This window comes from Cellulosimicrobium cellulans (assembly GCF_016907755.1).
Taxonomy (GTDB): domain Bacteria; phylum Actinomycetota; class Actinomycetes; order Actinomycetales; family Cellulomonadaceae; genus Cellulosimicrobium; species Cellulosimicrobium cellulans_D.
In genome coordinates this window covers 2,168,047-2,194,466 of the sequence record NZ_JAFBCN010000001.1, presented here as the reverse complement: position 1 = coordinate 2,194,466, position 26,420 = coordinate 2,168,047, and the positions used below count along the sequence as shown (strand labels likewise).

The window sequence follows — 26,420 nt, the reverse complement described above, 5'->3', positions numbered from 1 at the left end:
GGCGCTCTCATCGGGCCGCAGGTTCGCCGGTGGCGCGGCGGCCGCGGAGCGAGACGACCGCCGCGACGAGGATGCCGACCACGGTCACGACGAGCAGGGCGCGGTAGTCGACGGCGCCCACGAGGGCCGCGCCCACCACGGTCAGCACGAGCTGCGGGACGTTGACCAGCAGCAGGCTGGCGGCGGCGACGCGCCCCTGGAGACCCGGGGGCGTGCGGAGCTGCCGCTCGGTGACGAAGCCGACGATGGACCACGTCGCGCCGAGCCCGACCGCGCCCAGCCCGAGCACGATCGCCACGACGTTCGTCCCCGTCGCGGGCACGATGCCGAGCGCGAGCACCAGCAGCCCGAGGGCGACGAGCCGCTGCGCGCCCCAGCGGGCGACGAGACGGGCGGCCGTGAGCCCCGCGACGATCGCCGTGAGCGCCTGGACCGAGGAGATGGGACCCAGCAGCTCCGGGGCCAGACCGAGCCCGTCCTCGACGATCGCGAGGCTGACCGCGTTGAGCAGCCCGACCCCGGCGAACGCCACGAGCATGGCCAGGGTGAGCACGCCGAGCGGCGCGGTCCGCACGAGGTGGCGGAAGCCCGCCGTCAGCTCCGCCAGGTAGGGCTCGCGCTCGGCGGCCGGGGTCGGGGGCGTCTCGACGAGCCGGATCCGGCCGATGACCGTGCCCGCGACGGCGAACGCGACCGAGGCGGCGATCACGAGCGGCCAGGCGCCCGCGAGCGCGTAGGCGCCCGCGCCGACGACCGGCATGAGGAGGCGGAAGACCTGGTCGATCGTCGTGAGCCGGCCGTTCGCGGGGGCGATCGCCTCGTCCGGCAGCATGTCCCGCACGAGGCCCGCCTGGGCCGCCGCGGTCGCGAACCCGACGCCCGAGTAGACCACCGTCACGACGAACACGAGCCAGACCTGCTCCGGCCCACGGACGGCGAGGAGGGCGAGGAGGCTCACGGCACCGACGAGGTACGTGACGACGAGCATCCGTCGCCGCGACACCCGGTCGGCGAGCTGCCCGAGGAGCGGGGACGCCAGCGCCGGCAGGCCGAGCGCCGCGAACACGAGCCCCGCGGCGCCGTTCGACCCGGTGAGGTCCTTCACCCACACGGCGAGGATGATCGCGAGGACCGAGTCGGCGAAGTTCGTGAACCCCCACGCGACCGACAGGAGCCGGAACGGGCGGGACCGCAGCGCGGCGCGGGGGTCCGGGGCCTCGTCACGGACGGCGCCGGGAACGGTCTCGGTGCCGGGCTCCGGCGCCGCCCCGGGTGCGTCCTCGGGGGCGGGCTGGGCGGTGACGGCGCTCGGCTCGGGGGTCGCGCTCATCGGGGTGCCTCCGGGAGATCGGCGTTGACGACGGAGAAGAGGCGCGCACGGCGCGCACCCTCGGGACGGAGCGACGGGTCGTCCCAGCGCCCCCGGAACCGGTCGGTGAGCGCCTCGACCTCGCGGGCGAGGGCGTCGAGCTCCTCGCGGGTCGCGTAGAAGGACGCGCCGGTCATGGTGGAGGCGAGGAGCCACTGCGGGTCGTCGGAGACGGCGCCGGCGAGCCACGTCCGCACGCGCGCGGCCTCCTGGTCGATCATGAGGCTCGCGACCGCGCCGGCCGCGTGCAGCGTCTCCGGGACGTCGGGGTCGAACGTGGTCTGGCGCCCCCGCCCGACCGAGCGCCAGGGCCGCTCCTTGCCACGCCGCCCCGCCGGCTCCACGTACCCGTACTTGGCGAGCATCCGCAGGTGGAAGGAGCAGCTCGCGACGGACTCGCCCGTGACCTCGGCGCACCGCGTCGCGGTCACCTCGCCCTCGTCGTCGAGCAGCGCGAGGATCCGCAGGCGGAGCGGGTGGGCGAGCGCCCGGATGGTCGCCGGGTCGCGGGCGACGACCTGCCCGGGCTCGGGCCGCGGGCCGCGCGGGAGGGGTCCCGACGACGCGGCCGCGGCCGGGTCGTCCGGCGCCGCCTGGTCGTCCGGCGAGCTGGCGGGAGGGTCGGCTGGCGTGCTCATGCCGCCACCCTATTTCACGAAAGACTTCTTGCGCAATAGTTCTTTAGCGACGATCGGTCGCCTCTCCCGGAACCTCTCGGCGCGCGACCACGAGGTCGTGGGCACGGCTCACCACGACCACGACGCCGAGCACGGCCACGGCGAGCGACAACCCCGCCAGGACGTCGGTGAGGAAGTGGTACCCGAGGTAGAGCCTGCTCACCGCGACGGCGCCGATCACGAGCACGGAAGCGGTCGCCCAGACCGCGAGGACCCCCGCGTCGTGGTGGCGGTGCCACACGAGGTAGCCGCCGACGAGGACGAGCGTCGCCGCACCGATCGTGTGACCGGACGGGAACGAGAACGAGCGCTCGACCCCGGCGACGACCATCGACACGTCGGGGGGCCTCGGCCGGGCGATCACGGCCTTGAGCACGGTCGAGACGAGCGTCGCGAGCAGCATGGCCCCCGCGAGCAGACCGGGTTCCCACCACGTCCCCGTGCGCCGCGCCCACACCACGCAGCCGACCGCGACGAGGACGGGCAGCACGAACGGGCCGGACACGGTCGTGACCACCGTGAGGACACCCGTCACGACCGGGGTGCGGTGCGCGACCATCCACGCGAGCAGCGGCTCGTCGAGCCGCCACAGGTCGTCCTGCTCGCGGACCGCGTCGAGGAGGAGGACGAACCCCGCGACCCCGGCGAGCACCAGGAGCACGCCCGGCCACACGGCCGCGAGGACCTCGCGCACGGACGTGCCGCCCGACGTCCCGCCCGCCCGCCTCTCCCCCGCGCTCATCCCCGGAGGCTACGCACGGCGGGCCGACGACGCAGCGCGACCGTCCGCCGTCGGGCACCGGGGCACGACCCGACGCTCGTGGCGAAAAAGGGATGCACCGCCCACGACGACCGTGGTCGTATGTACCCACACCGCGGTGACGTCCGTCCGGTCCGTACCGGGCGGTGGAGGGTCCGGCCAGACCCACGAACCCAGCGTCACGAGAGCAGAACCATGCATCCCTTGATCACGTACGACGTGGCGGCCCTCAGCCGTCGCGAGCAGCTGCAGGAGCAGACCCTGCGCCGGTCGCAGCTGCGCCGCACCACGACCCGCGTCCCGGCGAACACCCGGCAGGCCCGCCTGCCGCGCCGGACCGCATGACGCGCACCGACCGCTCGCCGGGCCGGGGACCCTCCCCGACAGGCGGCGGCGCACCTCGTCGAAGGCCCCGACCGTCCGGACCCTGGTGGACCGGACAGCCGGGGCCTTCGTCGTGCGCACCCCGGTTAGGCTGTGGGCCGTGAGTCCTGTGAACGCGAACGAACGCATCGTCTGGATCGACTGCGAGATGACCGGGCTGGACCTGGGCGCCGACGCCCTCGTCGAGGTCGCCGCCGTGGTCACCGACTCCGAGCTCAACGTGCTCGGTGACGGGGTCGACGTCCTCGTCCGGCCCCCGGCCGCGGCGCTCGAGCAGATGGGCGACTTCGTCCGCCAGATGCACACGACCTCCGGGCTGCTCGACGAGCTCGACGGGGGCCTGACGCTCGCCGAGGCCGAGCAGCGCGTCCTCGACTACGTCCGCGCGTGGGTCCCCGAACCGGGCAAGGCACCGCTGGCCGGCAACTCCGTCGGGACCGACAAGGGCTTCCTCGACCGCGACATGCCCGCGCTCATGAGCCACCTGCACTACCGGATCATCGACGTGTCCTCCGTCAAGGAGCTCTCGCGCCGCTGGTACCCGCGGGCGTACTTCTCGTCGCCGGAGAAGCACGGCGGTCACCGCGCGCTCGCGGACATCCTCGAGAGCATCGACGAGCTGCGCTACTACCGCGCCGCCGTGTTCGTCCCGCAGCCCGGCCCCGACTCCGCGACGGCGCGCAAGGTCGCCGAGCAGGTCGTGGCGACGAGCGTCACGCGCGGCCGGACCCGACCGGCGGACGCCGACACGGGGACCTCCGTGGCCACGGTCACAGGGTCCGCCGACTCCTGACCTCGAAAAGCGGTCCGGGAGGCCCTCCCGGACCAGGTACACTTTTCGACGGCCGGTGCTTCACGCCCCGGTCATGGTGGGTATAGCTCAGCTGGTAGAGCACCTGGTTGTGGTCCAGGGGGTCGCGGGTTCAAGTCCCGTTACTCACCCCAGACGGCGAGGGCCGGTCTCCGAGACGGAGACCGGCCCTCGTCGCGTCTCCCGGCGCCCGGTGTCCGTGTCAGGCGGTCCGGTGCGAGGCGACGGCGAGGACGCCGCCGAGGCCGATCATCATGCCGCCGCCCGTCGCGCGGACCGCGCTCAGCCGCCTCGGCGAGGAGGCGAACCACGACCGGGCCGCGCCGGCGGCGAGCGCCCACGCGCTGTCGCACACGAACGCGATCACCGTGAAGACCAGCCCGAGCACCATCATCTGGGCCGGTACGCGTCCCGCGTGGAAGTCCGTGAACTGCGGCAGGACCGCGACGAAGAACACGATGGTCTTCGGGTTCGTCACCCCGACGACGTAGCCCTGCCGCACGACGCGCCACCAGGGCTCCCGGAGCGGCGCGACCGCGACGTCGACCGTCCCCTCCCGCCGGTGCCGGATCGCCTGGACGCCGAGGTAGACGAGGTAGGCCGCGCCGACGAGCTTGACGACCGTGAACACCGCGACGGACGTCGCGACGACCGTGCCGACCCCGAGCGCCACCGCGGCGACGAGCGTCAGCGCGCCGAGCTCGTTCCCGAGGACGCTCAGCACCCCGCCCCGGTGACCGAGCGCGAGCGAACGGCCGACGACGAAGAGCACGCTCGGCCCGGGGATCACGACGAGCACCAGCGAGGCGAGCGAGAAGGCGAGGAGCGAGTCGAGGTGCGGCACAGCGTCACGATAGGCCTCCGCGTGACGGACGTCACGGGAGAACCCCGCACCGGGCCCGCGGTGGGCCCTGGTGGCGTCCGCCAGCCCGCGACCGCCCGCGACGGCGCGAAGCCGACGTACCGGTGCGAGTGCGACGTGTCGGTGGTTCGACGTACGGTCTGTGAGACGCGAGGCATTGCGCTTGACTGGCCGAACCGCGGTCGTGGTTGGGTGGAGGCCGTTCACCGACTGTCGGGAGGCAGCGCCCCATGATCGAGTTCCGATCGGTCACCAAGACGTACCCGGACGGCACGGCGGCGGTCGCAGACTTCGACCTGGTGATCCCGCCCCACCTCACGACGGTGCTCGTCGGGTCGTCCGGGAGCGGCAAGACGACGCTCCTGCGCATGATCAACCGCATGGTGGAGCCCACGTCGGGCACGATCGAGATCGACGGCGCCTCCATCCTCGACCGGGACCCCGTGAAGCTGCGCCGCAGCATCGGGTACGTCCTGCAGAACGGCGGGCTCCTCCCCCACCACAAGGTCGTCGACAACGTGACCACGGTGCTGCGCCTCGAGGGCACGCCGCGCCGGCAGGCGCGCGACCGTGCCCTCGAGCTGCTCGACACCGTGGGCCTCGACCGCGGGCTCGCGGACCGCTACCCGAGCCAGCTCTCGGGGGGCCAGCAGCAGCGCGTCGGCGTGGCGCGCGCGCTCGCCGCGGACCCGAACATCCTGCTCATGGACGAGCCGTTCGGTGCGGTCGACCCGATCGTGCGCGCCGAGCTCCAGACGGAGACCATCCGGCTGCAGCGCGAGCTGGAGAAGACCGTCGTCTTCGTCACACACGACATCGACGAGGCCTTCCTGCTCGGCGACCAGGTCGTCATCCTCGAGAAGGGGGCGCAGGTGGCCCAGATCGGGTCGCCCAGCGAGATCATCGAGAACCCGGCGAGCGAGTTCGTCGCGAGCTTCATCGGGGCGGAGCGTGGCGCCCGGGCGCTGCACACGAAGCGCACGGCGCACGGGACCGTGCTCGTGGACGGCACCGGCCGCACGCAGGGCGTCCTGGTCGACGACCACGTCGAGGGCAGCGCATGACCTGGGTCCTGGACAACCTCGACCTCATCGGCCGCCTCACGGTCGAGCACCTGAGCCAGTGCGTCCTGCCCATCGTGCTCGGGTTCCTCGTCTCGATCCCGCTGGGCTGGCTCGCGTTCCGGTTCCGCCTCACGCGGGGCCTCGTGCTCACCTTCGTCGGCCTGCTCTACACGATCCCGTCGCTCGCGCTGTTCGCGCTGCTCCCGCCGCTCCTCGGCATCAGCTTCCTGTCCGAGCTGAACCTGGTCGTCGCGCTGACGATCTACGCCGTCGCGATCATGACCCGGTTCGTCGCGGACGCCCTCGCCTCGGTCGACCCGACGGTGCGGCAGGCGGCCCTCGCGGTCGGGTACGGGCCGTGGCGGCGCTTCTGGCAGGTCGACCTCCCGCTCGCGGGACCGGTCGTGCTCGCCGGGCTGCGCGTCACCGCCGTGTCGACCATCTCGCTCGCGACGGTCGGCATCCTCATCGGGATCGACAACCTCGGCTACCTCTTCACCAACGGCTACCAGCGGCAGATCGTCGCCGAGATCCTCTCGGGCGTCGTCGCGGTCGTCGTCATCGCCCTGCTCGTCGACCTGCTGCTCGTGCTCGCCGGGCGCGCGGTCATGCCCTGGTCCCGGACGGTGCGCGCATGAACCTGTTCTCCGACGCGATCGCCTGGATCTTCTCCCCCGACCGCCTCACGGGCGCGCTCCCTCTCCCGGAGGCGATCTGGACCCACCTCGCGTTCACGTTCGTCTCGGTGCTCATCGCCGCGGCGATCGCGATCCCGGCGGGCTGGGCCATCGGCCACACCGGACGCGGGCGGGAGCTCGCGGTCGCCCTCTCGGGCGCGGCCCGTGCTGTCCCGTCCTTCGGGCTCGTCCTCCTCCTCGTCCTCGTCCTCGGCGTGACCCACAAGATCGCGGCGTCCACGACGGCGTTCGTCCTGCTGGCGATCCCACCCATCCTCGCCGGCGCCTACGCGGGCGTGGAGGCCGTCGAGCGGCGCGTCGTCGACGGCGCCCGGTCCGTCGGCATGACGGGGTGGCAGGTGCTGTTCCGGGCCGAGGTGCCGCTCGGGCTCCCGCTGCTCATCGGCGGCCTGCGCTCCGCGACGCTCCAGGTCGTCGCGACGGTGACCCTCGCGGGGTACGTCGGCAACTGGGGCCTCGGCTTCTACATCGTGCAGGGCATCCAGATCCGCGACTTCTCCCAGATCCTCGGCGCCGCCCTCGTCATCGTCGTCCTGGCCGTCGTGCTCGACGCGCTGTTCGCGATCCTCCAGCGGGTCGTCGTGCCGCGCGGCGTGACCGCGGGCCGCTCCTCGGACGACGAACCTGCCCGGCGGCGGCGCCGCCGGGTCCCCGCACCGACCACCGCCTGACGCGCGGGCCCCGACCGCCCGTCGCACCGCCCGCCGCCCGACCGACCTCTCCCAGTCCCTCCCGGTCCCCGGGACGGCTCTCAGAAAGGCAGACACATGCGCACCACCCGACGCACCGCCGCCCTCGTCGCCGCCGCGGCGACCGCCGTCCTCACGCTCACCGCCTGCGGCGGCGGGTCCGATCCGCTCGATGCCGACACCGGGGCCTCCGATGGTGGGAGCGCGGCGTCCGACACCATCGTCGTCGGCTCCCAGGCGTACTACTCGAACGAGATCATCGCCGAGATCTACGCCCAGGCGCTCGAGGCGAAGGGCTTCACCGTCGAGCGCAACTTCTCGATCGGCCAGCGCGACGCCTACATGCCGGCGCTCGAGAGCGGCGAGGTCCAGCTCTTCCCGGAGTACACGGGCAACCTGCTGCAGTTCTTCGACCCGGAGACCACGGCGACGTCCCCCGACGACGTGTACGCCGCGCTCCAGGAGGCGCTGCCCGACGGGCTCACCGTCCTCGACCAGTCGAGCGCGACCGACCAGGACTCGTACAACGTCACCGAGGCGTTCGCCACGGAGCACGACCTGACGAGCATCGCCGACCTCGCGGGCCTCGACGTGCCGCTGACGCTCGGCGGTCCCGCGGAGCTCGAGCAGCGTCCCTACGGTCCGCAGGGGCTCAAGGACGTGTACGGCGTCGACGTCTCGTTCGTCGCGACGGGTGACACGACGGTGCAGGACCTCGTCGCCGGGACGGTGAACGTCGCGAACGTGTTCAGCGCCGACCCGCGCATCCAGACCGAGAAGCTCGTGACGCTCGAGGACCCCGAGGGCCTGTTCCTCGCCTCGAACGTCGTACCGCTCGTCAACGCGGACATCGCCGACGAGATCGCGGACGTCATCAACCCCGTCAGCGCGGCGCTCACGCCCGAGGGCCTGATCGCCCTGAACGTGGAGTCCACCGAGGACCAGCGCTCGCCCGAGGACATCGCGGCGGACTGGCTGTCGGAGAACGGCCTGTCCTGACGAGGATCGGTCTCTCCGGTGCGCGGCCCGGGGGCGACGGTCTCGTCGGCTCCCGGGCTGCGCTCGTGGACGGTGACGACCGCGGGTCAGAACGCTGCGAGGTTCTCCCGGAGCGACGCCCCGTGATCGGTGCGGAGGATCCCGCGGCGGCGCAGGACCGGGACGAGCTCGTCGAGCGTGCGGTGCACGGTGACCGGGTGCAGGTCGCCCCACAGCAGGAACCCGTCGTTGTCGGCGTCGTCACCGAGCTCCTCGAACACGTCGGCGAGCTCGTCGGCCGTGCCGACGAACCCGCAACGGTCCGACAGCCGCCCGAGCCGCGCCTGGGCGCCGAGCAGCGTGCGCAGCGGCGTCGTGGCGACGTCGTGCGTCCCGACCAGACGAGCGATGCTCCCGTGCGAGACGTGGTCGCCGAAGACCCCGAGGTCGAGCGGCCGGTCGAGGTCGAGCGCCGTCAGGTCGGTCTCGAGATCGCTCGACTGACGCTCAGCGACCCGGCGCAGGGTGCCGTCGTCCGGGTGGGCTGACGCGGCGACGAGCCGGTCGGCCTCCTCCCGGCTCGACACCAGCACCGGCTGGACCGCGAAGAGGATCTTCACGTCGGACGGCGAGCGCCCGGCGGCCACCGCGGCCGCGTGGACCCGTCCCCGGTACGCGCGCACGCTCTCGACGTCGAGCGGCGCGAGCGCGAGCTGCACGTCGGACCGCGCACCCGCGAAGGCGAGTCCCCGGCCCGAGCCGCCCGGCGACACGACGACCGGCTCACCGTCGGTGAAGGGCACGAAGTTGAGGGGACCGTCGAACGCGTAGTGCTCGCCACGGTGGCGGACCGCGTCCATCCGGCTCCCGTCGGCGTACCGGCCGCTGGCCGGGTCCGCGACGAGCGCCCCCTCGTCCCAGCTCCGCCAGAGCGACCGCACGCCGTCGAGCCACTCCTCCGCACGGTCGTACGCGGCGTCGTGACCGAGGGGTGCGCGGTCCCCGAAGTGCCGGGCGGAGCCCGTGTCGGTCACGACGTTGAGCCCGAGCCGGTGGCCGCTGAGGTGCTGCAGCGTCGCGAGCTGGCGCGCCGCCGTGTACGGGCCGACCGCGGCGGGGTTGACGGTCGGCACGACGCCGAGGTGCCGTGTCACCTGGAAGAGGTAGGGCGCGAGCAGCAGCGGGTCCAGCTTGGGCCCGCCGAACGCGTGCCGCACGCGCAGGTCGATCGTCGCGGCCGAGCCCAGCGACGGCGCGTCCTCGATGACCAGGAGGTCGAGCCCGGCCTGGTCGAGCTCGCGGGCGGACTGCTGGTAGAGGTCGGGAGACGTCCAGCGGTAGCCCCAGTCGAGATACGGATGTCCCCAGCCGTGGGGGCCGAAGCCGCGCGCGAGGAACCACCCCAGGTGCTGCGGGCGGCTCATGACGCCCTCCTCGGAGCGGCCGGGACGGTCGCCAGGGCCTGCTCGAGGTCGGCGACCAGGTCGAGCGGGTCCTCGATGCCGATCGAGACGCGCAGCGTGCCCGGCCAGATGCCCGCGGCCGCCTGCTCCTCCGGCGAGCGCAGCACGTGGCTCGTGCTCGCGGGGTGCAGGACCAGCGAGCGCACGTCTCCCAGGTGCGTCATGTGCGTGAAGAGGCGCACGCTCTCGACCACGTGCCGCGCGGCACGCTCCCCGTCGCGCAGCGTGAAGGAGAAGACCGACCCCTGGCCGTCGGGCAGGTAGCGCCGCGCGAGGTCGTGCGACGGGCTCGACGGGAGTCCCGAGTAGTCGACCGAGAGCACCTCGGGACGTCCCGCGAGCCACTCGGCCACCTCGAGCGCGACGGCGCTCTGCCGCGCCACGCGCAACGAGAGCGTCTCGACCCCCTGCGCGACGAGGAACGCCGTGAACGGCGACGGTGTCGGTCCGAGCCGCGGCGCCACGACCTCGCGCGCGTAGGCGCTGCGGGCGCTCCCCCCGAAGCGCTCGGCGTAGCCGGGTCCGCCGAGTCGAGTCCGCTCCACGAGGTGCGGGAACAGCGCGCCGGACCGTTCGGCGTCGAACGTCCCCGCGTCGACCACGACGCCGCCGAGCACCGCGCCCTGCCCGGCGAGGAACTTGCTCGCCGAGTGCACGACGACGTCCGCCCCGTGCTCGATCGGGCGCAGCAGGTACGGGGTGGCGAGCGTGTTGTCGACGACCAGCGGCAGCCCGTGCGCGTGCGCGACCCGCGCGACGGCGGCGAGGTCGACCAGGTCGTTGAGGGGGTTGGGGACCGACTCGCAGAACAGCACGCGCGTGTCGGGCGTGATCCGCCGGGCCCACTCGTCGGGATCGTTGGCGTCCTCGACGAAGTCGGTCTCGATCCCCAGTCGCGGCAGGTTCTCCAGGAACAGCCCGCGCGTCCCCTCGTAGACGCTCGTCGCGGACAGGACGCGCTGCCCCGCGGCGACGAGGGCGAGCACCGCCACCGTGACCGCCGCCTGCCCGCTCGCCACGAGCAGCGCCTCCGCGCCCCCTTCGAGGTCCGCCACCTTGCGTTCGGCGGCATCCGTCGTCGGGTTGCCGTGCCGGGTGTACGCGTACCCCTCCCCGGTGCCGAAGTGCGCCCCCGCCTGCTCGAAGTCGTCGAACCGGAACCCCGCCGTGAGGTAGACGGGCGTCGCGCGCGGGCGCACGCCGCCGGTGTCGCGCGCGGCGTCGCCCGCGTGGACCTGGCGCGTGGTGAAACCCCGCGCGGAGCCGGGGCCGGCCACGGTCGGCGCGTCGGTACGGATCGGCAGCATGGTCGGCCTCTCGGTGTCGCGGGACGGGGCGACACCGTACGGTCGGGCGGGCCCGACGCCACCCCCGAGCCGCGACCTTCTCACCGCACGAGACGATGTGAACGGCTCACGGCCGACGGCTCCGCGCCGGTGCGGCCGAGCGGCGTCAGTGCCCGACGCGCGCGGCGATCGCGTCGGCGAACCGGTCGAGCGACCCCGGGGCGAGGGCCAGGAACAGCGACGGCTCGGTGAGCTCGAGCTCGATGACCACGACGCCGCCGTCGTTGCCCGTCACGACGTCGACGCGCGCGTAGAGGAAGCTCGCCACGTCTCCGCCGCCGACCGCGTCGGCCGCCGTCGCGAGCGCCCGGCGCGCGACGTCGAGCTGCTCCTCGGTGGCGGTGAACGGGCTCATCTCCTCCTGCTGGTAGAGGCCGCGGGTCGGGCGGTGCGGGCCGGTGAGGAGCGCGTTCTTGCGCACGGCGTGGGAGAACTCGCCGTCGACGAAGACGAGTCCCGTCTCGCCGGCGGTGTCGACGCTCGTGACGTACGGCTGCACCATGACCTCGCGGCCCGAGACCAGCAGGTTCTTCGCGTGCTGGATCGCGAGCCCGCGCGAGTGCGCCTCGCCGGCCTGGTAGCGGCCCGTGTCCTTGGCCCCCGCGCTGACGACCGGCTTGATGACGAAGTCGCCCTGAGCCGGCAGGCGCGTGTGGATCGCGCGCGAGGACAGGTTGCGTGCCGGGTCGAGCCACAGCGTCGGGATCACGGGGATGCCCGCGCCCTCCAGCTCGCGCAGGTAGCCCTTGTCGGTGTTCCAGCGCAGCACCGCCTCTGCGTTGAGGATGCGCGGGACGCGTGCCGCCCACGCGACGAACTCGTCGCGCCGGGCCGAGTAGTCCCACGTCGAGCGGACGACGACGGCGTCGAACGCGGCCCAGTCGACGTCCGGGTCGTCCCAGACGGCGGGCTGGGCGGCGACGCCGCGCGCGTCGAGCGCGCGCACGAGCGGCGCGTCGTCAGGGTCGAGGTGCGGCAGGACGGAGCACGTCGCGAGGGCGACGCGGGGGGCTGAGGTCTCGGTCGTCACGCCCCCGAGCCTAGGGGACGGGGCCGCCGCGCGGGCGCCCGACCCCTGTGACGTGCCCGGCCCGGGCGGCGTGGCTCCTGCGGCGGCTCCGCGTGCGCCTACAGCCCGTACTCCTCGAGGAAGCGCAGCCAGACCTCGCTCACCGTCGGGTACGACGGCACCGCGTGCCACAGGCGCCGCAGCGGGACCTCGCCCACGACGGCGATCGTCGCGGCGTGCAGCATCTCCGCCGCGTCGGGGCCGACGAAGGTGGCACCGACCACGACCTCGCGCGCGGCGTCGACGACGAGCTGGGCGCTGCCGGCGTAGTCCTCGGCCCGCACGGCGGCGCCGGACACGTTGGCGAGGTCGTACCGCACGACCCGCACGTCGATCCCGGCCTCCCGGGCGGACGCCTCGGTGTGCCCGACGGCCGCGACCTCGGGACGCGTGAACACGACCTGCGGGGACGCCACGCCGTCGGCCGTGGCCGCGAACCGCGACCACGGCTCGGGCGCGGTGCCGACGGCGGGTGCCCGCTCCCCGGCGGTCGGCGCCCCGTCGGCGTCCGGGTCGCCGAAGCGGGCCGCGACGACGTCGCCCACGACCCGGCCCTGGTACTTGCCCTGGTGCGTCGTCGCGACCCGCCCGGTGACGTCGCCCGCGGCGTACAGCCAGCCGCCCTCGGCCCCCTCGGCGGCGTCCTGCGGCAACCCCTGCACGAGCATCGTGTCGTCGACGTCGAGCGCGCGCCCCGGTACGAGCCCGACCGCGTCGACGCCGAGGTCCTGGGTCCGCGGGACGCGGCCGGTCGCGACGAGGACCCGCTCCGCGGTCACGGGCGACAGGTCCGGCGCCCCGTCGGCGCCGCCCTCGCCCTGCCGAGACCCGACGGCCGAGAGCGTGAGCCGCGCCCCGCCGTCGGGCAGCGCCTCGACCGACTCGGTGGCGACCCCGAGGCGCACGTCCACGCCCAGCTCACGCAGCGACGCCGCGACCGCCTCGCCCGCCCACGGCTCGGTCCGGCCGAGCAGCCCCCCGCGCGAGAGGACCGTGACGCGCGCGCCGAGGTCGGCGAACGCGACGGCCATCTCGGTCGCGACCACTCCCCCGCCCACGATCGCGAGCGACTCGGGGACGTCCTCGACCGCCGTCGCCTCGCGGCTCGTCCAGGTGTTCGCGTCGGCGAGGCCGGGCACGTCGGGGAGCACGGGGACGCTCCCCGTCGCCACGATCACCGCGTGCCGCGCCGCGAGCCGCCGCGTCCGCGGGAGGTCGTCCGGGTCGGCGTCGGGCTCCTCCGCGACGACCTCCACGAGGCGCGGCGCGACGATCCGGCCCAGCCCGCGCACGAGCGCGATCCCCGCGCCCTCGACCCACGAGACCTGGCCGCCGTCGTCCCAGTCCGCGACCATCGCGTCGCGGCGCGCGAGAACGGCGGGGACGTCGAGCGCGTCGTCGACGCCCACCCCGGGGACGCCCCGCGCCTCGGCGCGCGCCGCCCCGGGCCGCAGGAGCGTCTTCGAGGGGATGCACGCCCAGTACGAGCACTCGCCGCCGACCAGCTCGGCCTCGACGAGCGCGACGCTCAGGCCCGTGCGTCCGGCGCGGTCGGCGGCGTTCTCCCCGACGGGCCCTCCGCCGATCACGATCACGTCGTAGGTGTCGTCGGGCGCGGTCTCCTGCTGCGGGTCGCTCGTCATGGGCCCATCCTCACGCGGTGTCGGGCTCGTCGCTCAGCGGGACGTCGGTGGGCTCGTCGGCGGGTTCACGCGACGCGCGCCTCGTCGAGCCGGTCGAGGACCTGCCGGACGGTCTCGGCGACGGACCACCCCGTGGTGTCGAGGTGCAGTCCGCCCGGCGTCGACCGGGCCGCCGCGGCGAACTCGTCCGGCGTCCAGTCCCCGTACCCCTGCTTGTGCCGGGCGGCGTCGCGCGCGGCGAGCGTCGCGCCGTCCGGGGTGAGCACGACGGCGTAGCACGGCCGGGTGCGCACGCGCGCCGTGAACCGCTCCAGGTCGGGCCCGAGCAGGATGTCCTGGACGACGGCGACCACGCCGGCCGCGGCGTAGGTGTCCGCGACCTGCGCCGCGAGCACCTGCCGCAGGTCGAGCTGGGCGCGGGCCGCGCCCGACAGCGGCGGCGCCATCGACGCCTGCCCGCTCACGACGAACCGGCGGAACATGTCGCCGCGCACGTGCGCGGCGAGGGGAAAGGTCCGGGCGAGCGCGTCGGCGACGGTCGACTTGCCCGAGGCCATCGCCCCGGTGACCACGAGGACGGGTGCCGGGCCGGCCTCGGGGGCGACGGTGTCGGGCTGGGACGGGGAGGCCATGGCCGGACGGTACGGCACGGCCGAGCGCCCGGGCCACGGGATTCCCGGGACGGGGACGTGCAGGAGGCCCCGGTCCGACGCTCGGACCGGGGCCTCCTCGCGAAGTGAGCGAGACGGCGTCGCGCGCTAGTGCACGACCGCCTTCTCGGCGCCCGCGCCGGTGAGCGAGCGGACCTCCATCTCGGCGAACTTCTCCGGGTGCGGCTTCTCCTTGCTGAGCAGCGTCCCGAGGATCCCGAGCAGGAACGCGAGCGGGATGGAGATGATGCCGGGGTTGCTCAGCGGGAAGATCGCGAAGTCGATGTCCGTGTTCTTGATCATCGACAGGCTCGCGCCCGTCACCGGGTCGACCTTGCCGGACACGACGGGCGAGAACGCGATGAGCACGACGCACGAGACGAGCCCGCCGTACATGCTCCACAGCGCCCCGGACGTGTTGAACCGCTTCCAGAACAGCGAGTAGAGGATGGTCGGCAGGTTCGCGCTCGCCGCGACGGCGAACGCGAGCGCCACGAGGAACGCCACGTTCTGGCCCTGGGCGAAGATGCCGCCGAGGATCGCGAGGATCCCGATGACGACGACGGTGATGCGCGCGACCTTGACCTCCCCGTCGGGCTTCACCTCGCCCCGCTTGATGACGTTGGCGTAGATGTCGTGCGCGAAGCTCGCCGCCGCGGTGATCGTCAGGCCCGCCACGACGGCGAGGATCGTCGCGAACGCGACGGCGGAGATGAACCCGAGCAGGATCTCCCCGCCGAGGGCGAACGCGAGCAGCGGCGCCGCCGAGTTCACTCCCCCTGGGGCCGCGCTGATCGTCTCCGGTCCCACGAGCGCCCCGGCGCCGTACCCCAGCACGAGGGTGAACAGGTAGAAGATGCCGATGAGCCAGATCGCCCACACGACCGAGCGGCGGGCCTCCTTGGCCGACGGCACGGTGTAGAAGCGCATGAGCACGTGCGGCAGCCCGGCCGTGCCGAGCACGAGGGCCAGGGCGAGGGAGAGGAAGTCGAGCTTGGTCGTGCCGGTCGCGCCGTACTGCTTGCCCGGCTCGATGAGCGCCTCGCCGCCGACGCCGGCCTCGTCGATGGCGCCCTGGAGCAGGTCGGAGAGGTTGAAGCCGAACTTGGCGAGCACCCACACCGTCATCACGGCCGCACCCGCGATGAGCAGCACGGCCTTGATGATCTGCACCCACGTGGTGCCCTTCATCCCGCCGACGAGCACGTAGAGGATCATCAGCGCGCCCACGACCGCGACGACGACGCTCTGGCCCGCCGTCGTGTCGATGCCGAGCAGCAGCGCCACGAGCCCGCCCGCGCCGGCCATCTGGGCGAGCAGGTAGAAGAACACGACGGCCAGCGTCGCGAGCGCCGCCGCCATCCGCACGGGCCGCTGCTTGAGCCGGAACGACAGCACGTCGGCCATCGTGAACTTGCCCGTGTTGCGCAGCAGCTCGGCCACGAGCAGGAGCGCGACGAGCCACGCCACGAGGAAGCCGATCGAGTAGAGGAACCCGTCGTACCCGTTGATCGCGATGGCGCCGCAGATCCCGAGGAAGCTCGCGGCGGAGAGGTAGTCGCCCGCGATGGCCGTGCCGTTCTGCGGCCCGGTGAACGAGCGCCCGCCCGCGTAGTAGTCGGCCGCCGACTTGTTCTGCCGGGACGCGCGCAGCACGATCACGAGCGTCACCGCGACGAACACGCCGAAGATCGCGATGTTGACGACAGGGTTGCCGACGTCCGTGGCCTCCGCGGCCAGCACCGGCGCGCTCACAGCTCGTCCTCCTCGATCTCGCGGCGCAGCTCGTCGGCCGCGGCGTCGAACCGCCTGTTGGCCCAGCGCGCGTAGATCATGGTGATCGCGAACGTGGACACGAACTGCCCCAGGCCGAAGAGCAGCCCGACGGTGATGTTCCCCCAAACCTTGGTGCTCATGAAGTCGTGGGCGTAGTTCGCGAGCAGGACGTAGACGAAGTACCACACGAGGAAGAGCGCGGTCATCGGGAACACGAAGTTCCGGAACCGTCTGCGCAGGTCCTGGAACTCGGGCGAGCGTTGCACGCGCTGGTAGTCGGTCTCTTCGGCGGGCCCCGGTCCGGGGACGGCCGTCACGTCGGTCATGACGCCTCCGTTGGCTCATTCCGTTGACTGACAGAGAGCCCGCACCCCGCAGACGGCCACCTGTCGACGCGACCGCACGCGACACTGCGTGCCCGGGGCGACGTTCTCCCCCGGCACAATGTGCCGTAGATCACTTCTGTCCGCAAGAACCTGACGCGGCCGGTCGGGCCGCCGGTCACCACGCGTCAGACGCGCACGTACTCCAGGTCGGTGATGACGCGGCCCGCCGTCTCGCCCTTGCGCTCGAACCCCGTCAGCACGCGCCCCTCGAAGCGCGGCGCCACCCCGCGCGGGCCGTGGACGTTCCGCAGCCCCGGCGCGGCGTCGAGCACGTCGAGCATCTGGTCGGCGTACTCGGCCCAGTCCGTGGCGAGCCGCAGCGTGCCGCCCGGCCGGCCGTCGTCTCCCTCGCCCGGGGCACGCAGCACCCGCTCGGCGAGCGCCGCGAACGACGGCGCCACGAGGCGCCGCTTGTGGTGGCGGGACTTGTGCCACGGGTCGGGGAAGAAGATCCACAGCTCGTCGACGCTCCCCGCGGGCAGCGTCGTGGCCAGCAGCTCGGCCGCGTTCGCCTGGACCAGGCGCACGTTCGTCAGGTCGCGCTGGGACGCGCGCAGCACGGTCTGCGCGAGGCCCGGCGTGTACACCTCGACGGCGAGGAAGTCGGTGCCCGGCTCGCGCTCGGCCGCGGCCACCACGGCCTCGCCCTGGCCCGAGCCGATCTCGACGACGAGACGCGCGTCGCGCCCGAACGTGCCCGCGACGTCCAGGACGTACGCCGGGTCGACCGACGTTCGCGCGACGTCGCGCGGCACGTCGACGACGTAGCGGTCCCGGTGGGCGTCCCACGCCCGCTGCTGGCGCGGCGCGAGGCGCCCGCTGCGCCGCACGAACGACACCGGCTGCGTCCGGTAGCGCGGGCGGTCGTCGAGGATGTCGGGGGTCGGGTCGGGCATCGCACCAGGGTACGGGCGCCCCGCGCGAGGTCCTACCGCGCGGGGCGCCCGGAGGCGCCCGTCAGACGTACGCCGCGTACGCCGGCAGGTCGAGGACGCCGTTGCCCGACAGGCCGAGCACGATCACCTCGGGCTCGGTCGCGGCGCGCGCGTGCGCGATCGCGGCCGCCACGGCGTGCGTCGACTCGGGCGCCGGGATGATGCCCTCGCTGCGCGCGAAGAGCGTGCCCGCGACGAACGCCTCGTCCTGCTCGACGGCGACCGCGTCCATGAGCCCGAGGTTCACCGCGTGCGACACCATCGGCGACATGCCGTGGTACCGCAGGCCGCCCGCGTGGATCGCGGGCGGGACGAAGTCCTTGCCGAGCGTGTGCATCTTGAGCAGCGGCGTGAGGCCCGCGACGTCGCCGAAGTCGTAGCGGTACTCCCCCTGGGTCAGCGACGGGCACGCGGCCGGCTCGCACGCGACGAGCCGCGTCGTCGTGCCCTCGCGCAGGTTGCGCCCCAGGAACGGGAACGTCAGGCCCGCGAGGTTCGACCCGCCGCCCGCGCACCCGAACACGACGTCGGGCGCCCCCTCGCCCGCCTCGTCGAGCTGGACGAGGGCCTCCTGGCCGATGACGCTCTGGTGCAGCATGACGTGGTTGAGCACGCTGCCCAGCGCGTAGTGCGCCGCGGGGTCCTTCGCCGCGGTCTCCACGGCCTCGCTGATCGCCATGCCGAGCGAGCCGGTCGTCCCCGGGTCGGCGGCGAGCATCGCGCGCCCGGCCTCCGTGAGGTCCGACGGCGACGGGTGGCAGATCCCGCCGTAGACCTCCATCTGCGCGCGGCGGTACGGCTTCGAGTCGTACGACGCGCGCACCTGCCACACCTCGACGTCGAGCCCGAGCAGCGCGCCCGCGAACGACAGCGACGCCCCCCACTGGCCCGCGCCGGTCTCGGTCGTGAGCTTCGTCGTGCCCTCGAGCGCGTTGTAGTACGCCTGCGCGACCGCGGTGTTCGGCTTGTGCGACCCGACCGGGCTCACGCCCTCGTACTTGTAGTAGATGCGGGCCGGGGTGCCCAGGGCCCGCTCGAGGCGTCGCGCGCGCACGAGCGGCGACGGCCGCCACAGGGCGTAGATCTCGCGGATCGTCTGCGGGATCTCGACGTAGCGCTCCGTCGTCACCTCCTGCTGGACGAGCGCGAGCGGGAACAGCGGCGCGAGGTCGTCGGGCGTGAGCGGCTCGCGCGTGCCCGGGTGCAGGTGCGGCGGCACGGGCTCGGGCAGGTCCGCGGCGAGGTTGTACCAGTGCGTCGGGACGGTCGAGGGCACCTCGGCGCCGGTCGGCTCGAGGGACCGGACGGGGACGGGAGACTGCTGTGTCGTCATTCTGGGGGCTCCAGCTCAGGGGTACTCGGAGGGGTACTCGGGAGGTAGAGGCCGCTGGGCCGACGACGCGTGCACCGGGGTCCGCCGAGGCCGCCCACGTCGTCGGGGCACGGCCGGATGAGGTCACCGGCCGTCAGGCGGCCGGCCACCAGGGGGTCACGGACGGGTGCGTCACGACGCCGACCCTACCCCGACGCGCGCTGTCGGGACACCGGCAGGGACCACCGGCACCGGCACAGGGACGATCGGCTCTCGCGCGCGCCAGGGCCCAGGCGGTGGGATGGGACCAGGACGCCGGACGACGGCAGTGCCGGCGCGGACGGAAGGAGCCGTCATGGTCAGCAACCACGTTCCCGGCCGGTTCGAGGGCCGCACCGCGATCGTCACCGGCGCGGGCGCCGGGATCGGGCGCGCCACCGTCGAGCGGCTGCTCGCGGAGGGCGCGCGCGTCGTCGCGACGGACGTCCGGGAGGACCGGCTGGACAAGCTCGTCGCGGACGTCGGGTCCGACGCCCTCGTGACGGTCGCGGGCGACGTGAGCGCGCAGACCACGGTCGACGCGGTGGTCGCCGCCGCGGGCGGCCGGGTGGACGCGCTCGCCAACGTCGCGGGCATCATGGACGGCTTCCTGCCGAGCGCCGAGGTCGACGACTCGACCTGGGACCTCGTCATGACCGTCAACGTCACGGCCGTCATGCGCCTCACGCGCGCGGTGCTGCCCCTCATGCTCGACGCCGGGAAGGGGTCGATCGTCAACGTCGGGTCCGAGGCGGGGTCGCGCGCGTCGGCCTCGGGCACCGCGTACGCGACGTCGAAGCACGCGGTCGTCGGCTTCACGAAGAGCACGGCGTTCTTCTACACCCCGCAGGGCGTGCGGGCGAACGTCGTCGCGCCGGGCGCCGTCGCGACGAGCATCGAGGCGCCGTTCCGCTCGCAGCACGCCGGCGAGCGGCTCGGGCCGATCATGGCGACCACCGTCCCGCCCGCCGCGAGCGCCGACGAGCTCGCCGCGGCGATCACGTGGCTGCTCTCGGACGACTCGGCGAACGTGTCCGGCGCCGTCCTGCACAGCGACGGCGGGTGGGCCGCCGTCTGACCACGGCGGCCACCGGGCCGAGGACGGAGACGTGGCCCCCGAGCACGAGTGCTCGGGGGCCACGTCTCACCTCTCGGCGCGGCGCGTCACCGGGTCACCCCGGTCACCCGCGCGGAGCACGGGTCAGCCGCACGAGAGGGCGTCGAACGCGACGTCGCCCGCGAACGTGCGGCCGTCGCCGGTCGCGGCCACGTGGGCGCTGCCCGCGGCGACCTGCGTCGAGCGCACGGCGAACGCCTGGTACGCCGACGCGCCGGGCTGCACGGCCGCGACCGTGCGCTCGCCGTACGGCGTGCTCAGCGTGACGTCGACCGGCACGGTGTCGGCGTTGGTCGCCCGGACCGCGACGTACGCCTTGCCTGCCATGCACTGGCTGCGCGCCGTCGTCGAGACGACGAGCCCGTCCGGCGCCGGGGCCGTGGTGAACGTGGTGACGGGCGAGACCGCCGTGCCGCCGCCCGCGCTCGTCGCCGTGACGACCCACGCGTGCAGGGCCCCGGCGTCGAGACCGTCCCAGGTCACGCGCGCGACGTCGCCCGACGGGACGGTCACGCTCCCGATCTCCTCCGCCGGGGCGTAGAGCGCCACGGCGTCGGTCACGAGCGTGGTCGTGCGGGTCGTCAGGTCCACCGGCACCGTGAAGTCGTCCTCGAGCCCGTTGTAGCGCTGGCGGTCGTCGTACTCCGTGGCCCCGAAGTTCTCGAGCCACGGCGAGTACGTGTCGACGACCAGCTCGGAGCGGTCGACGTCGAACTGGAGCAGGCGCAGGTAGCTCGACCCGAGCCGCAGGCCCTGGTCGGGTGCGTACCCGCCGATCTCGGTGAGACCGGCCTCCTCCGCGGTGACCTCGTAGAACTGGTAGTCCGCGAGGAGCTCGACGACACCGTTGCCCGGCGTGCCGACGTCGCGCTTCACGTTGATCCCGACGCCGTGCTCGTGGCCCGAGAGCACGAGGAAGACGTTCGGGTTCGGCTCGACGACCTTCGAGTACAGCAGGCGCCCGTCCGGGGTGGAGAACGGGGCCCCGCGGCCGTCGGGGTTCGTGCTCGGCGCGAGGTAGTCGTGCGCGAGCAGGATCGCGTTGCGGTCGGCGAACTGCTCCAGCACGCCGTCGGCCCAGGCGGCCTCCTCGTAGGTCACGCCGTACGACAGGTACACGGCGACGAAGTCCAGGCCGCCGGCCGTGAACAGGTCGTAGTGGTTCTGGTTGTCGCCCTCGCGCCACGGGCCGCCGTAGGACGCGTCCTGCCACCCGGCCGAGAGCGCCTCGTACCGCTCGGGCCCGTAGTAGGCGTTGTAGAGGGCACCGGGACCGTTGTCCGCACCGGTGAGGTTGTCGTGGTTGCCCGCGAGGACGCCGTTGGGGATGCCCGCGTCGTCGAGCAGACGCTGGGCGGACGACGAGAACTCGTACTCCCCGCGGACCTGGGCCGCCATCGCGTCGTCCGACGGCGTGCGCGTGTAGTTCTCGACGATGTCGCCCGTGTGCGCGACGTACTCGATGCCGCGCTCGTCGGCGTTGTCGACGACCCACTGCACGAGGTCGGTGTAGGTCTTCGCCCAGACCGCACGCTCCTCGGCGGTCTCCTGCTCGACGGCCCCCTCGGACAGGTACTGCGTGTCCGTGAAGTGGACCATCGAGAAGTCGTAGGCGTCGCGGTCCGCGAACGACGTCGGCTCCTCGGTGCCGACGCCGTCGTCGATGTCGTCGGCGAACGGGTCGGTGCCGGTGACGAGGACGTGCACCGTCCCCTGCGTGGCGTGCCGCGCGGACAGCGTCGCGGTCAGGCTCGTCGGCCCCTCGACGGCGCCCCGTGCCGAGGTGAGCGGCTCCCACGCCGCGCCGTCCCACACGTGGAGGGTCGCGAGGCGCTGCGGGTCGATCACGCCGTCCCAGCGGACGGTCTGCCCCGCCACGTCACCCTCGGCCGGGATCTCGAAGCGCTGGAACGCGATGTCGGCGGCGGGTGCCGCGTCGAGCGTCGCGCCGTCGCCCGGGACGAGCGCGTCGACGTCGGCCGGGACCTCGCCCTCGACGTGCAGGACGTCGGTGGGGACCTCGGCCGTCTCGCCCTGGGCCGCGACGGCCGGCGAGCGGACCTCGGCGCGCGCGAACGTCGCCGTCACGTCGCCGGCGCCGGGTGCGGTCACCCGCGCCCCGAGCTCGACGGAGCCCTCGACCCCGGTCGTCCCGGTCACGGGCGTGAGGTCGGTCGGGACGTCGGGGATCCCGAGGCTCGTGAAGCCGATCTCGTGCGTGCTCGCGTTCCCGAGCACGTCCGTCGCGGTGACGACGAGCGTGTGCGCGCCGGGTTCGAGGCCCGGACCGACGAGCGCGCCCGGCTCGACGACCTCGCCGTCGAGCGTGACCGCCGGGCCCTCGAGCACGCCCGAGGCGTCCGTGAGCTCGACGGCGAGGCTGGTCGCCGTCGCGAGCTCGGCACCGGCGGCGGGGGTGCTCGACGCGACCGCCGGACCCGTGTTGTCCGTGACGACCGCGCGCCGGGCCGTGGCGCCCGCCGCGGTCGAGGAGGTCAGCGCGTGCTCGCCGTCGGCGAGCGTCGTCGTGTCGAGGTCGGCGCGCAGCCCGGCAGCCGGTGCGTCGGCCGACGGCGTCACGTCGAACGTGAGGACGGCCTCGCGTGGCTTGGTCGCGCTCGAGCCGCAGTCGCCGTCGCCGAGCGAGTACGACGACGCGACGTCGACCGGGGTCGCGGTGCCGTGGCTCGGCACGAGGCCGATGCCCGAGATCGCGAAGTCGTCCCGGTTGTCGCCGCACGACGTCGGGTAGGTGCCCGTGACGAACCGGACGGTGTTGCGCCCGGCCGACAGGTAGGCGTTCGGCACGTCGAGGCGCACCGTCTCGCTCACGTAGTCCCGGTCGACCAGGTCGATGCGCTGGCCGTTGACGAGGAGGTGGTTCGTGTAGCGGGCCTCGATCGAGTTCGAGCCCACGGTGAAGACGAACTGCGACGAGCCGGCGCCCAGGGTCGCGGTCGTGGCGAGGGGCGCGCCGTCGACCTCGATGCCCGTCGGGGCGTCGCCGCCGGCGGGCGGGGTCGCGAGGACGGTCCGCGTGCCGTGGAGGAGCTCGCCGTCCGCCGGGGTCAGGGCCGGCGCGCCGGGAGCGGAGTTGTTCACGGTCACGCCGCTCGTCGCGGTCTGGCCCGACGCGGTCGTGGCCGTGAGGGTGTGCGCGCCGTTCTCGAGCGCCGTCGTGTCGAGCTCCGCCGCGAGTCCGGTCGTCGCGGCCGGGTCCTGGGCGACCGTGAACGTCAGGTCTGCCGTCAGGACGCGGGACGTGTTCGTCCCGCACGAGCCGTCGCCGAACTGGTAGGTGAAACGGTTGCCGGAGCCGTCGGCGACCTCGCCGAGCAGCTCGAGCGAGACCTCGGTGAGGTCGAAGTCGTCGTAGTTCGAGCCGCACGACGTGGGGACGGCGCCCACGACGAACCGCACCGCGTTCTCCCCCGGGACCAGCAGGTCGTTCGGCACGTCGAGCGCCACGCGCTCGGACACCATGTCGCGGTCGAGCTCGAGGCGCGCGCCGTTGACGAGCACGTAGCTGCCGTAGCGCTTCTCGATCGAGTTGCTGCCCACGTCGAACAGGAGGCGCGACGTGGCAGGGGTCGCCACGGCGCCCGCGAGCGGCTCGCCGTCGACGGCCAGCTCGCGGACCGGGTCGCCGGCCAGCACGGGCTGCGCCGTGACGGTCACCGTGCCGTCCAGGTACGTCCCGGAGGTGGGGTGGAGCGTCGGCGTCCCGCTCGGCTCCTCGGCCGCCGCGGCCACGCGTTGCGTGGGCGCGCGGTCGGTGGCCACGGCCGCGGTCACGGGGAGCGCGGTCCCCACCGCGAGGCTCGCTCCGACCACGGCGGCGAGCCCTCGGCGTCTTCTCCGGGTGCGGGGCGTGTGCACGGGCGTGCGCATCGGTGTGTCCTTTCGTCGTCGACAGGCCTGGGCACGACCGGTCCGACGTCCGCGGCGACCGCACCCGTACCGGACCATTCCGGGCACGGGTGAACTCTCGGACGAGACGGGACGAACGCGATCCGAACGCCGGGAGACGGTCCGGTGCCCGGACGGGTGGACGACAGAGCGCACGACAGGGGCGGCACGCACCGGCGGCACGGGCGCGGCGGGTCCGGGAACGACGCAGGCCGCCCACCCCGGAGGGTGGACGGCCTGGTCAGGAAGGGTGCGCCATCAGGGACTCGAACCCCGAACCCGCTGATTAAGAGTCAGCTGCTCTGCCAATTGAGCTAATGGCGCGCGAGAGGGAACACTACCAGCGGCCGCGGGTCCTCCTCGTGGAGGAGTCCCGCTCCCGCCGCCGCCCCGGTCCCTCGACCGGCACGGCTCAGGCCGCCCGCGTGCGGACGGCCCGATCGGTGGTGGTGCGCCATCAGGGACTCGAACCCCGAACCCGCTGATTAAGAGTCAGCTGCTCTGCCAATTGAGCTAATGGCGCGCGAGAGAAAACACTAGCAGCCGCGGGCGCGCCGGGAAAATCCGTTCCGCCCGCTCCCGTGTGACGTCGGCGACAGCGCCCGACGCCCCGCCCGCGCGGCGGGGCCCACGGCCGGTTCAGAGGTACAGGCCCGTCGGGCCGTCCTCCTCGATCTCCTGGGAGACGGCGTGCACGTCGCGCTCGCGCAGCAGCACGAGGTCCCGGCCCCCGAGCTCGACCTCCGCGCGGTCGTCCGGGTCGAAGAGGACGCGGTCACCCACCGCCACCTGGCGCACGTGCTCACCAGCGGCGACGACGACGGCCCACGCCAGGCGCTTGGGGCCGACCGCCGTCGCGGGGATGACGAGGCCCGCCGAGCTCTGCCGCTCGCTCGCGTCGATCTCCGGGTCGACGAGGAGCCGGTCGTGGAGCATCCGGATCGGCAGGTCACGGGCCGCCGGGCGGACCGAGGACGTGCGGGTGGAGGACGCGGAGGGGGCGGACGTCGTCTTGCTCACAGCCACAACGCTACCGGTGCCGCGACGCCTCACCTACGCTCGAACCCACACCCTGGCCGGACCGAAGGAGATCCATGTCCACGCGCCTCACCGTCGGCGACACCGCTCCCGACTTCACCCTGCCCGCCGCCGACGGCAGCACCGTCACGCTCTCCGACCTGCGCGGCAAGCACGTCGTCGTCTACTTCTACCCGGCCGCCGGCACCCCTGGCTGCACGACCGAGGCGTGCGACTTCCGCGACAGCCTCGCCTCGCTCCAGGGCGCGGGGTACTCGGTCGTCGGCGTCTCCCCCGACCCCGTGGACAAGATCGCGGCGTTCGTCGAGGCCGAGCACCTCACGTTCCCGCTCGTCTCCGACGTCGACAGGACGGTCCTCGAGGCCTACGGCGCGTGGGGCGAGAAGAAGCTCTACGGCAAGACGGTCGTGGGCGTCATCCGCTCGACGGTCGTCGTCGATCCGGACGGCAAGGTCGAGCTCGCGCAGTACAACGTCAAGGCGACGGGCCACGTCGCCAAGCTGCGCCGCGACCTGGGCATCGACCCGAAGTAGTCCTCGCGGCCGAGCGCTGCGGCCACGCGCGAACGCTGCGTCCCGGGACGCAGCGCCCGACCAGGGACGCAGCGCTCGCGCCGTAGACTGACCACCGCGCGCGAGTGGCGTAACTGGCAGCCGCGCCAGGTTTAGGTCCTGGTGTCCTCGGACGTGCGGGTTCGAGTCCCGCCTCGCGCACCCTGGAGCGACGCCCCGGCTTTCACCCGCCCATCAACTGGACGCCCGTCCAGTTGGACGGCTAGCCTGACGTCAGAGCCGGTGTCCGCACCATTGCCCCCTGCCGGTGCGGGCACCGGCTTCTTCCGTCGAGGCGCGTCCTGCGCGCGCACGACGGCCTCTGACCGAGACGCGAACGGCCCGGCACCCTCGAGGTGCCGGGCCGTTCGTGTGCGAGGGTGCGGGTCAGGCGTCCTGCGCCGGGGTCCCGTCGTTCGCCGCGGCGATCTGGCGACGGACGTCCTCCATGTCGAGGCCCTTGACGGCGTCCACGACCTGCTTGAGCGCGGGAGCGGGGAGCGCGCCCGGCTGGGAGAACACGAGGATGCCCTCGCGGAAGGCCATGAGCGTCGGGATCGACGTGATGTTCGCCGCCGCGGCCAGGCCGCGCTCGGCCTCGGTGTCGATCTTGCCGTGCACGACGTCCGGGTTCTCCTCCGACGACGCCTCGAACACCGGGGCGAACATCTTGCAGGGTCCGCACCAGTCGGCCCAGAAGTCGACGAGGACGATGTCGTTCTCCGTGATCGTCTGCTCGAAGGTGGACTCGGTGAGCGTCTGCGTGGCCATGGATGATCCTCCTGGGACGGTGGGGGTGTCTGCCTCGTAGAGCAACGATCCTCCCCCACGTATTCCCCTCGCTCCCCGGGCACGCGCGCGCCCCGGCCCGCCCCGCGCCCGACCAGCCTCTAC

General features: G+C 73.6%; 24 protein-coding genes and 4 tRNA genes. 10 read left to right on the top strand and 18 right to left on the bottom strand.

From position 1 onward, the window contains the following. Positions 1–7 precede the first annotated feature (7 nt). Genes JOE63_RS09430 through JOE63_RS09420 form a run of 3 tightly spaced genes read right to left on the bottom strand, consistent with a single transcriptional unit; the run spans position 8 to position 2,788 of the window. Positions 8–1,330, bottom strand: coding sequence for an MFS transporter (locus JOE63_RS09430; protein WP_087471644.1), 1,323 nt, complete (start codon positions 1,328–1,330; stop codon positions 8–10). Next, a complete protein-coding gene (locus JOE63_RS09425; protein ID WP_204540889.1) occupies positions 1,327–2,007 on the bottom strand; it encodes an ArsR/SmtB family transcription factor in 681 nt (226 codons plus the stop codon). Before JOE63_RS09425 ends, JOE63_RS09430 begins: the two co-directional genes overlap by 4 nt. A gap of 43 nt (positions 2,008–2,050) precedes the next feature. After that, positions 2,051–2,788 (bottom strand): phosphatase PAP2 family protein, encoded by a 738-nt coding sequence (locus JOE63_RS09420; RefSeq protein WP_087471643.1) that lies wholly within the window; start codon positions 2,786–2,788, stop codon positions 2,051–2,053. Positions 2,789–3,001: 213 nt separating this feature from the next. Here JOE63_RS09420 and JOE63_RS09415 point away from each other — a divergent pair, with 213 nt between their 5' ends. From JOE63_RS09415 to JOE63_RS09405, 3 genes are all read left to right on the top strand, one after another. Next, complete coding sequence (locus JOE63_RS09415; protein ID WP_156533217.1) at positions 3,002–3,151, top strand: hypothetical protein; 150 nt, start codon at positions 3,002–3,004, stop codon at positions 3,149–3,151. 139 nt (positions 3,152–3,290) lie between these two features. Beyond that, complete coding sequence (orn, locus tag JOE63_RS09410) at positions 3,291–3,983, top strand: oligoribonuclease (RefSeq protein WP_087471642.1); 693 nt, start codon at positions 3,291–3,293, stop codon at positions 3,981–3,983. 76 nt (positions 3,984–4,059) lie between these two features. Next, positions 4,060–4,135 (top strand) — tRNA-His (locus JOE63_RS09405). A 68-nt stretch (positions 4,136–4,203) separates the two neighbouring features. Here JOE63_RS09405 and JOE63_RS09400 read toward each other — a convergent pair. Then, the gene (locus JOE63_RS09400) at positions 4,204–4,845 is read right to left on the bottom strand and encodes a LysE family translocator (protein WP_204540886.1); all 642 of its coding nucleotides are present in this window, start codon (positions 4,843–4,845) and stop codon (positions 4,204–4,206) included. A gap of 248 nt (positions 4,846–5,093) precedes the next feature. Between JOE63_RS09400 and JOE63_RS09395 the strand changes: the two genes are divergently transcribed. The 4 genes from JOE63_RS09395 to JOE63_RS09380 all read left to right on the top strand — a co-directional run bounded on the left by JOE63_RS09395 (position 5,094) and on the right by JOE63_RS09380 (position 8,313). Next, entirely contained in the window at positions 5,094–5,927 is an 834-nt protein-coding gene (locus tag JOE63_RS09395) for an ABC transporter ATP-binding protein (protein ID WP_204540883.1), read from the top strand. After that, entirely contained in the window at positions 5,924–6,565 is a 642-nt protein-coding gene (locus JOE63_RS09390; RefSeq protein ID WP_087471639.1) for an ABC transporter permease, read from the top strand. The genes JOE63_RS09395 and JOE63_RS09390 overlap by 4 nt, the downstream gene beginning before the upstream one ends. After that, positions 6,562–7,296, top strand: coding sequence for an ABC transporter permease (locus JOE63_RS09385; protein WP_087471638.1), 735 nt, complete (start codon positions 6,562–6,564; stop codon positions 7,294–7,296). Before JOE63_RS09390 ends, JOE63_RS09385 begins: the two co-directional genes overlap by 4 nt. Before the next feature lie 96 nt (positions 7,297–7,392). After that, complete coding sequence (locus JOE63_RS09380) at positions 7,393–8,313, top strand: ABC transporter substrate-binding protein (protein WP_087471637.1); 921 nt, start codon at positions 7,393–7,395, stop codon at positions 8,311–8,313. Positions 8,314–8,399: 86 nt separating this feature from the next. Here the strand turns inward: JOE63_RS09380 and JOE63_RS09375 are convergent, their stop codons facing one another. The 9 genes from JOE63_RS09375 to JOE63_RS09335 form a co-directional block, all read right to left on the bottom strand. Beyond that, positions 8,400–9,716 (bottom strand): LLM class flavin-dependent oxidoreductase, encoded by a 1,317-nt coding sequence (locus tag JOE63_RS09375; protein ID WP_204540880.1) that lies wholly within the window; start codon positions 9,714–9,716, stop codon positions 8,400–8,402. After that, positions 9,713–11,062, bottom strand: coding sequence for an O-acetylhomoserine aminocarboxypropyltransferase/cysteine synthase family protein (locus tag JOE63_RS09370; protein ID WP_204540877.1), 1,350 nt, complete (start codon positions 11,060–11,062; stop codon positions 9,713–9,715). The genes JOE63_RS09375 and JOE63_RS09370 overlap by 4 nt, the downstream gene beginning before the upstream one ends. 145 nt (positions 11,063–11,207) lie before the next feature. Beyond that, entirely contained in the window at positions 11,208–12,131 is a 924-nt protein-coding gene (locus tag JOE63_RS09365; RefSeq protein WP_087471634.1) for an ATP-grasp domain-containing protein, read from the bottom strand. A 98-nt stretch (positions 12,132–12,229) separates the two neighbouring features. Further along, positions 12,230–13,813, bottom strand: coding sequence for a dihydrolipoyl dehydrogenase family protein (locus JOE63_RS09360; RefSeq protein WP_204540873.1), 1,584 nt, complete (start codon positions 13,811–13,813; stop codon positions 12,230–12,232). Between the two features lie 65 nt (positions 13,814–13,878). Further along, entirely contained in the window at positions 13,879–14,445 is a 567-nt protein-coding gene (locus JOE63_RS09355; protein ID WP_204540870.1) for an AAA family ATPase, read from the bottom strand. Between the two features lie 126 nt (positions 14,446–14,571). Continuing rightward, entirely contained in the window at positions 14,572–16,218 is a 1,647-nt protein-coding gene (locus JOE63_RS09350) for a solute symporter family protein (protein ID WP_204540867.1), read from the bottom strand. Continuing rightward, positions 16,215–16,565 (bottom strand): DUF485 domain-containing protein, encoded by a 351-nt coding sequence (locus tag JOE63_RS09345; protein WP_087471630.1) that lies wholly within the window; start codon positions 16,563–16,565, stop codon positions 16,215–16,217. Before JOE63_RS09345 ends, JOE63_RS09350 begins: the two co-directional genes overlap by 4 nt. A gap of 185 nt (positions 16,566–16,750) precedes the next feature. Then, complete coding sequence (trmB, locus tag JOE63_RS09340) at positions 16,751–17,521, bottom strand: tRNA (guanosine(46)-N7)-methyltransferase TrmB (RefSeq protein WP_204540864.1); 771 nt, start codon at positions 17,519–17,521, stop codon at positions 16,751–16,753. A gap of 61 nt (positions 17,522–17,582) precedes the next feature. Next, the gene (locus JOE63_RS09335; RefSeq protein ID WP_204540861.1) at positions 17,583–18,893 is read right to left on the bottom strand and encodes a TrpB-like pyridoxal phosphate-dependent enzyme; all 1,311 of its coding nucleotides are present in this window, start codon (positions 18,891–18,893) and stop codon (positions 17,583–17,585) included. 334 nt (positions 18,894–19,227) lie between these two features. On the opposite strand from JOE63_RS09335, the gene JOE63_RS09330 reads away from it, so the two are divergent. Continuing rightward, positions 19,228–19,989, top strand: coding sequence for an SDR family NAD(P)-dependent oxidoreductase (locus JOE63_RS09330; protein ID WP_204540858.1), 762 nt, complete (start codon positions 19,228–19,230; stop codon positions 19,987–19,989). A gap of 123 nt (positions 19,990–20,112) precedes the next feature. Here the strand turns inward: JOE63_RS09330 and JOE63_RS09325 are convergent, their stop codons facing one another. From JOE63_RS09325 to JOE63_RS09310, 4 genes are all read right to left on the bottom strand, one after another. Then, the gene (locus tag JOE63_RS09325) at positions 20,113–23,919 is read right to left on the bottom strand and encodes a metallophosphoesterase (protein ID WP_204540855.1); all 3,807 of its coding nucleotides are present in this window, start codon (positions 23,917–23,919) and stop codon (positions 20,113–20,115) included. A gap of 269 nt (positions 23,920–24,188) precedes the next feature. Continuing rightward, positions 24,189–24,261: transfer RNA gene (locus JOE63_RS09320), tRNA-Lys, on the bottom strand. Positions 24,262–24,384: 123 nt separating this feature from the next. After that, positions 24,385–24,460, bottom strand: a tRNA-Lys gene (locus JOE63_RS09315). A 116-nt stretch (positions 24,461–24,576) separates the two neighbouring features. Beyond that, entirely contained in the window at positions 24,577–24,873 is a 297-nt protein-coding gene (locus JOE63_RS09310; protein WP_204543600.1) for a GroES family chaperonin, read from the bottom strand. A gap of 158 nt (positions 24,874–25,031) precedes the next feature. Between JOE63_RS09310 and bcp the strand changes: the two genes are divergently transcribed. Both bcp and JOE63_RS09300 read left to right on the top strand, forming a co-directional pair. After that, positions 25,032–25,508 (top strand): thioredoxin-dependent thiol peroxidase, encoded by a 477-nt coding sequence (gene bcp / locus JOE63_RS09305; RefSeq protein WP_204540852.1) that lies wholly within the window; start codon positions 25,032–25,034, stop codon positions 25,506–25,508. 98 nt (positions 25,509–25,606) lie between these two features. After that, a tRNA-Leu gene (locus JOE63_RS09300) sits at positions 25,607–25,688 on the top strand. Positions 25,689–25,913: 225 nt separating this feature from the next. Here the strand turns inward: JOE63_RS09300 and trxA are convergent. After that, complete coding sequence (gene trxA, locus JOE63_RS09295; RefSeq protein WP_047233225.1) at positions 25,914–26,297, bottom strand: thioredoxin; 384 nt, start codon at positions 26,295–26,297, stop codon at positions 25,914–25,916. Between the last annotated feature and the right edge of the window lie 123 nt (positions 26,298–26,420).

What these genes read in the sequence shown, in the direction of transcription:
- JOE63_RS09345 (WP_087471630.1), bottom strand. Translation starts at nt 16,565, where the DNA reads ATGACCGACGTGACGGCCGTCCCCGGACCGGGGCCCGCCGAAGAGACC.
- JOE63_RS09335 (WP_204540861.1), bottom strand. Translation starts at nt 18,893, where the DNA reads ATGACGACACAGCAGTCTCCCGTCCCCGTCCGGTCCCTCGAGCCGACC.
- JOE63_RS09370 (WP_204540877.1), bottom strand. Translation starts at nt 11,062, where the DNA reads ATGCTGCCGATCCGTACCGACGCGCCGACCGTGGCCGGCCCCGGCTCC.
- JOE63_RS09385 (WP_087471638.1), top strand. Translation starts at nt 6,562, where the DNA reads ATGAACCTGTTCTCCGACGCGATCGCCTGGATCTTCTCCCCCGACCGC.
- JOE63_RS09395 (WP_204540883.1), top strand. Translation starts at nt 5,094, where the DNA reads ATGATCGAGTTCCGATCGGTCACCAAGACGTACCCGGACGGCACGGCG.
- JOE63_RS09375 (WP_204540880.1), bottom strand. Translation starts at nt 9,716, where the DNA reads ATGAGCCGCCCGCAGCACCTGGGGTGGTTCCTCGCGCGCGGCTTCGGC.
- JOE63_RS09415 (WP_156533217.1), top strand. Translation starts at nt 3,002, where the DNA reads ATGCATCCCTTGATCACGTACGACGTGGCGGCCCTCAGCCGTCGCGAG.
- bcp (WP_204540852.1), top strand. Translation starts at nt 25,032, where the DNA reads ATGTCCACGCGCCTCACCGTCGGCGACACCGCTCCCGACTTCACCCTG.
- JOE63_RS09390 (WP_087471639.1), top strand. Translation starts at nt 5,924, where the DNA reads ATGACCTGGGTCCTGGACAACCTCGACCTCATCGGCCGCCTCACGGTC.
- JOE63_RS09355 (WP_204540870.1), bottom strand. Translation starts at nt 14,445, where the DNA reads ATGGCCTCCCCGTCCCAGCCCGACACCGTCGCCCCCGAGGCCGGCCCG.
- JOE63_RS09380 (WP_087471637.1), top strand. Translation starts at nt 7,393, where the DNA reads ATGCGCACCACCCGACGCACCGCCGCCCTCGTCGCCGCCGCGGCGACC.
- JOE63_RS09425 (WP_204540889.1), bottom strand. Translation starts at nt 2,007, where the DNA reads ATGAGCACGCCAGCCGACCCTCCCGCCAGCTCGCCGGACGACCAGGCG.
- JOE63_RS09360 (WP_204540873.1), bottom strand. Translation starts at nt 13,813, where the DNA reads ATGACGAGCGACCCGCAGCAGGAGACCGCGCCCGACGACACCTACGAC.
- JOE63_RS09325 (WP_204540855.1), bottom strand. Translation starts at nt 23,919, where the DNA reads ATGCGCACGCCCGTGCACACGCCCCGCACCCGGAGAAGACGCCGAGGG.
- trmB (WP_204540864.1), bottom strand. Translation starts at nt 17,521, where the DNA reads ATGCCCGACCCGACCCCCGACATCCTCGACGACCGCCCGCGCTACCGG.
- JOE63_RS09310 (WP_204543600.1), bottom strand. Translation starts at nt 24,873, where the DNA reads ATGCTCCACGACCGGCTCCTCGTCGACCCGGAGATCGACGCGAGCGAG.
- JOE63_RS09430 (WP_087471644.1), bottom strand. Translation starts at nt 1,330, where the DNA reads ATGAGCGCGACCCCCGAGCCGAGCGCCGTCACCGCCCAGCCCGCCCCC.
- JOE63_RS09420 (WP_087471643.1), bottom strand. Translation starts at nt 2,788, where the DNA reads ATGAGCGCGGGGGAGAGGCGGGCGGGCGGGACGTCGGGCGGCACGTCC.
- trxA (WP_047233225.1), bottom strand. Translation starts at nt 26,297, where the DNA reads ATGGCCACGCAGACGCTCACCGAGTCCACCTTCGAGCAGACGATCACG.
- JOE63_RS09330 (WP_204540858.1), top strand. Translation starts at nt 19,228, where the DNA reads ATGGTCAGCAACCACGTTCCCGGCCGGTTCGAGGGCCGCACCGCGATC.